Consider the following 4,121-nt stretch of genomic DNA (forward strand, 5'->3'; position numbering starts at 1 on the left):
AAATAAATTGGCCAGACGCTCAATTGAGCTTTTGTATCCTTGTATCATGGGCAGATCCTGGCAACCTCTTCACACAGATTATGCATGAACTCATCCCATCAATCAAGTCCTAGAGTGAACAGCCTAGACCCACGGGGGCTTTTATGTAGCAAATGATACTTCTCAGAGGTTGTCTGAGAAGGCACAACAAATTGAATTGGCTTTAAGAAAGCAAGTTTCGACTCTGGATGGTGTATTTATATAAACAAGGGGATAAGTATGAAATTATAATAATGACAGGAACAGAAATCCATCAACCACCCTCACGGTTATTCAGTTGTTAAGGCGCGAAACCTTGCCACTTGTCCCTGAGTATGATATTTTACTTAAATGCTTATCGATACTGATTTAAAGCCAGCAAATCGCACACCATTTACCGCAGCATAACTTCTGGCGGGTGTTGTAATTTGTTTTTACCTGGTATTCGGTGTCGCACCTCTAGCCTCAAGGCCATTAGACTTGGTTTCTTAGGAACCGATTCTTGTTGGGTTCCAGAAGACAAAGATACTGAAGAGAATGTGAAATTATTCTTATGATTACTCACTCGGTACCCAGTAACTGGCGACTCAAGCCAGGTTATCTGAGCTATAGTGGCTCTCAGTTTGAGTCCGTTCACATTCTTTTGGGACGGTTTTTGGCCGATCGCCATTCGTCTAATCCTCTATCGACTCGCTCTTTACTGTCCGAGAATCCCAGCTGTGAATGGGGCAAGGGGCAGCCATTCGAAAAAGTGATCGACTCTCATTCCCAGCCTTCATATTGTGGCAAATAGTGCTTTGTATTGGCTGATCCAGCTCCCTGATGCTGTTGAAATTTTGTGCTCGACGGCGGATGATGATGAGGTTTTGACAGAGTGTTCTGCGACTTGCATCAATTACAGAGATTTTGAAAGTAAAACCGTTCGGCGATCGTTTACCTGTCAGTTTCATCCCGAATTGCTGGCAGATCTGCGGGTGGTGGGCTTGCGGCAGCCCCCCTCCTATGAAGAGCTGAAGCAGGATGATGGGGTACGGCTATTTGCACGTTTGTTGTATGCCGGGATGCAGGAATAGCGATCTCAATTCTACAGGCAGACAGCTCGATCATCTATCTCGTATTAGATTGGTGTGTTAGCGGTAGCATAACGCGCCCTACAAGAGGCCAATCGAGCTGAAAAAGGGGTGGCTGTTCTAATTAGTAAAGTGTTAGGTTTTTTTTGATAGTGGCTAAAACGAACATGAACCAGGTAACGGTACCTGGTTCATGGCTATACTTATTCAACAAAATATCTAGCTAGGGTTTACAGAGTCTTACAGCCGACGCTCAACAAAAAAGTATATTCCTCCATTACTTACTTTCCTGAGTGGTTTGGCTTTTGATGTTTTAACAGTTTGGCTAGCCTAAGACGCTGAATAAAGATACTTCAGATCATGAGCACTAGCTAGTTAAAACATCGACCAATTAGGGCTAGACATGGTTTTAGTTGTCTTGAGTAGGTGGGAATTAAACTGAATTACTCCCATTCATGATTATTTAACGCCTACCCTACCCTACCTGTCTTGTTAATCTCTACGACTAAGTTTCTAGGGCTGTAAGTTTTTCAGGACAGGAGGCACAGTCCTGAATTGCGATTGGTTTGTGTGCCTATTTATGAATGTATCAACTTGGCCGAACTTTTGGTAGGCTCTGTTCAGAGAAATTTGCTTAACTTAAACTTTGTTTAAAAAGCCTATGAATTCGTAACATTGGACAAATCCTATAGGACTTACGCCCCAAACCAGGTTATTGATGGTAATTACACCGATTTCAGCCTTTGACTGATAAGAGAAACCGGGTTTTAAGGGTCTTGGTGTCTAAGTCCTTTATTAAATTGATTGGAGAATATTCCACCCTCAGTAACTCTTCCGGAATCGAATTTGATCATGGGTATAGGGGTAAATGGGTAAATTAGGGCATGGGATGATATAGATTTTCGTTTGATTCATATGTTCAGCATTTTGTTAGCTTGTATTAGTTGACCAACGCTCTAAGGGAAAATCTGTCCAAAATTGATTAAATTTTCTCATCACCTGTCCTAGGTAGTGCCAATGGTTAACTGGAAGTGGAAGGCACAGCAATTTGGCAAAATAAAAATGAGGGGTGACACCCCTCATTGAATCTGCTATATTGTGATTATTTGACATCTCCCCCGGTTAAAACACGGGGGATTCTACAAGGTTGTTACGAGGCGGGTTGAAACCGCGCCTCTCCACTTCTTGTTCGGTATAAACCGATGTGGGAGTGTCAAACTCCCCTACCCACCTTGGTCAGAATTTAATCTAACTGTGTGGCTACTTTTTGGCATCAATTGCCTAGCAATTTCACGTCATACCTCTTTTTTTTGACGGTTTCCATCATTTGGGTTTTTCACCATTTTTTTTAGAGGCTGTCGGAGTCAAGGTAAGACGTAATACTTGTTTATTACTATAATCTTAGCAGATTTCTGCCTCAATGACTTGACTAAATGAAAACCGAAAGACTAATGATTAGGATTACTAGCTTCGAGAAACGACAACTAAAACAAGAGGCCGAACGGCGCGGCTTGAAGTTACCGTAAGAGAGGGCACAGACGCGCGCCTTGAAGAGGGTAGCCAGGCGACCCACTCTTACGGTTTCGTCTCCGGAATGACTCAGTCTGAATTGATCTCAAGCTTAATAGCCAGACTACCCGAACCCAAGTTAACGGATACGGCGGGTTAAAACCCGTCGCGTCCGGAGACGAAACCGATAGATAGGGTCGCCTTTATGGGTGAACGCGCCCCGCGTGGCCTACGGCCAATCTCTCTTGCATAAAAGGGTTAAATTTTTTGTAATAAGGCGACCCTATCCTTACGGTAACTTCTAACCGTTTCATCCTCCCTTTAAAAAAGGGAGGCTCTCACGTTCCCGGATTTTTTGGTAGATGCACCCTGATGATCAAGAGAGCTTGAAGACGGCTCTCTTATTTTTTTTTGGGGAAAGGGATCGATGCAGGATATCTCAAAAGCTGTGTGTACTCATTCAAAAACAACGCCAAACAAACAACGCAAAATAAACAACGCAAAATAAACAACGCAAAACTAGCGAATGCGATCGCATACTCTGTATATATAGCAGTCGCCAGGGTAATTAGGACATGACAAAAGTCTCAAACTACAGTTTGGCTTGAGTTTAACTTCTGACTTCTGACTTCTGACTTCTGACTTCTGCTATATCTGTATATCTAATCAGGTATGAGAGGATGGGGGGTGAGTTTTCTGATTCCTCCACCCCTGCTCTAGGTGAAATTTATCCTCTTGCGTAAAAAGGAAAGACTTGGGTGATAACTATATAGGTGCATCCCAGATTGACTTGAGCAAGTTGTGATGAGGAAATAAACATGAAAAAAGCACTATTAATCGGAGCTTTATTGGCCCAGACTACAATATTTGGTGCGAGTAAAGCCCTGGCTCAGGTTCCTGATTGGGTGATGGATGGAGCAGGATGTGTTCCCATTGATTCTGCTATACAACAAGACCTTTATCTGATCACGGCGGGACGGATTAAGTTCAAACCAGGAAAAACCGGTTCAATTACTGTCATTTGTCCAGTGTCTGTTAATGTTAAAAGTGCCAACAACATTAGTGTTTCCTACCGTGATTCGACGGGAAGAAGTACGAATGCTCGTGTCACAGCAGCACTACGACGCATTAGAAAGCGTGATGGTGCTGTTAATACTGTCTCTGGATTAGTTTTTAATTCGGATACCAGAAGCGAAACTGCTTATACCTTCCAGGGAAGTTCAACCAGTAGTGAATCAGGTCATACCTTTGACCATTTCAATTACTACTACTATGTGCAGACTTCCCTGGTTCGGAGAAGCTCAAGCAATATCGTCGAGTTTGGTGGAGTTGAGCTAGGAAGAGTTATTTTTTAAGTCTGATCTCAATAGCACCCTCGTTAACGCTGAAACTTTGACTATAGTTGTTTCAATTAAGGATAAGACGGTGATGAGGTAAAATGAAAAGGGTATATTTTCAATAACTGACAGCAATGCCATACAGTCTAGATTTCAGAAAAAAAGTAATAAACTATATAGAAAAAGG

The 4,121-nt window shown here is 42.5% G+C and carries 2 protein-coding genes and 1 pseudogene; 2 read left to right on the plus strand and 1 reads right to left on the minus strand.

Translation table 11 applies throughout. The annotated features are described in order from the left end of the window. Nucleotides 1-412: 412 nt before the first annotated feature. Nucleotides 413-688, minus strand: coding sequence for a hypothetical protein (locus F6K37_RS33700; protein WP_008181161.1), 276 nt, complete (start codon nucleotides 686-688; stop codon nucleotides 413-415). 91 nt (nucleotides 689-779) lie between these two features. Here F6K37_RS33700 and F6K37_RS33705 point away from each other — a divergent pair. Together F6K37_RS33705 and F6K37_RS33710 are read left to right on the plus strand one after the other, a co-directional pair. Continuing rightward, nucleotides 780-1,091 (plus strand): annotated as a pseudogene (locus F6K37_RS33705) (hypothetical protein); the annotation flags it as partial. A gap of 2,324 nt (nucleotides 1,092-3,415) precedes the next feature. Further along, a complete protein-coding gene (locus F6K37_RS33710; protein ID WP_008181158.1) occupies nucleotides 3,416-3,952 on the plus strand; it encodes a hypothetical protein in 537 nt (178 codons plus the stop codon). Nucleotides 3,953-4,121 lie beyond the last annotated feature (169 nt).

Origin of the sequence: Moorena sp. SIO4E2 (assembly GCF_010671945.1) — a bacterium.
In the GTDB taxonomy this organism is placed as follows: Bacteria; Cyanobacteriota; Cyanobacteriia; order Cyanobacteriales; family Coleofasciculaceae; genus Moorena; species Moorena producens.

Excerpts from the sequence above, each read along its gene's own strand:
- F6K37_RS33710 (WP_008181158.1), top strand. The coding sequence starts at position 3,416 with ATGAAAAAAGCACTATTAATCGGAGCTTTATTGGCCCAGACTACAATA.
- F6K37_RS33700 (WP_008181161.1), bottom strand. The coding sequence starts at position 688 with ATGGCGATCGGCCAAAAACCGTCCCAAAAGAATGTGAACGGACTCAAA.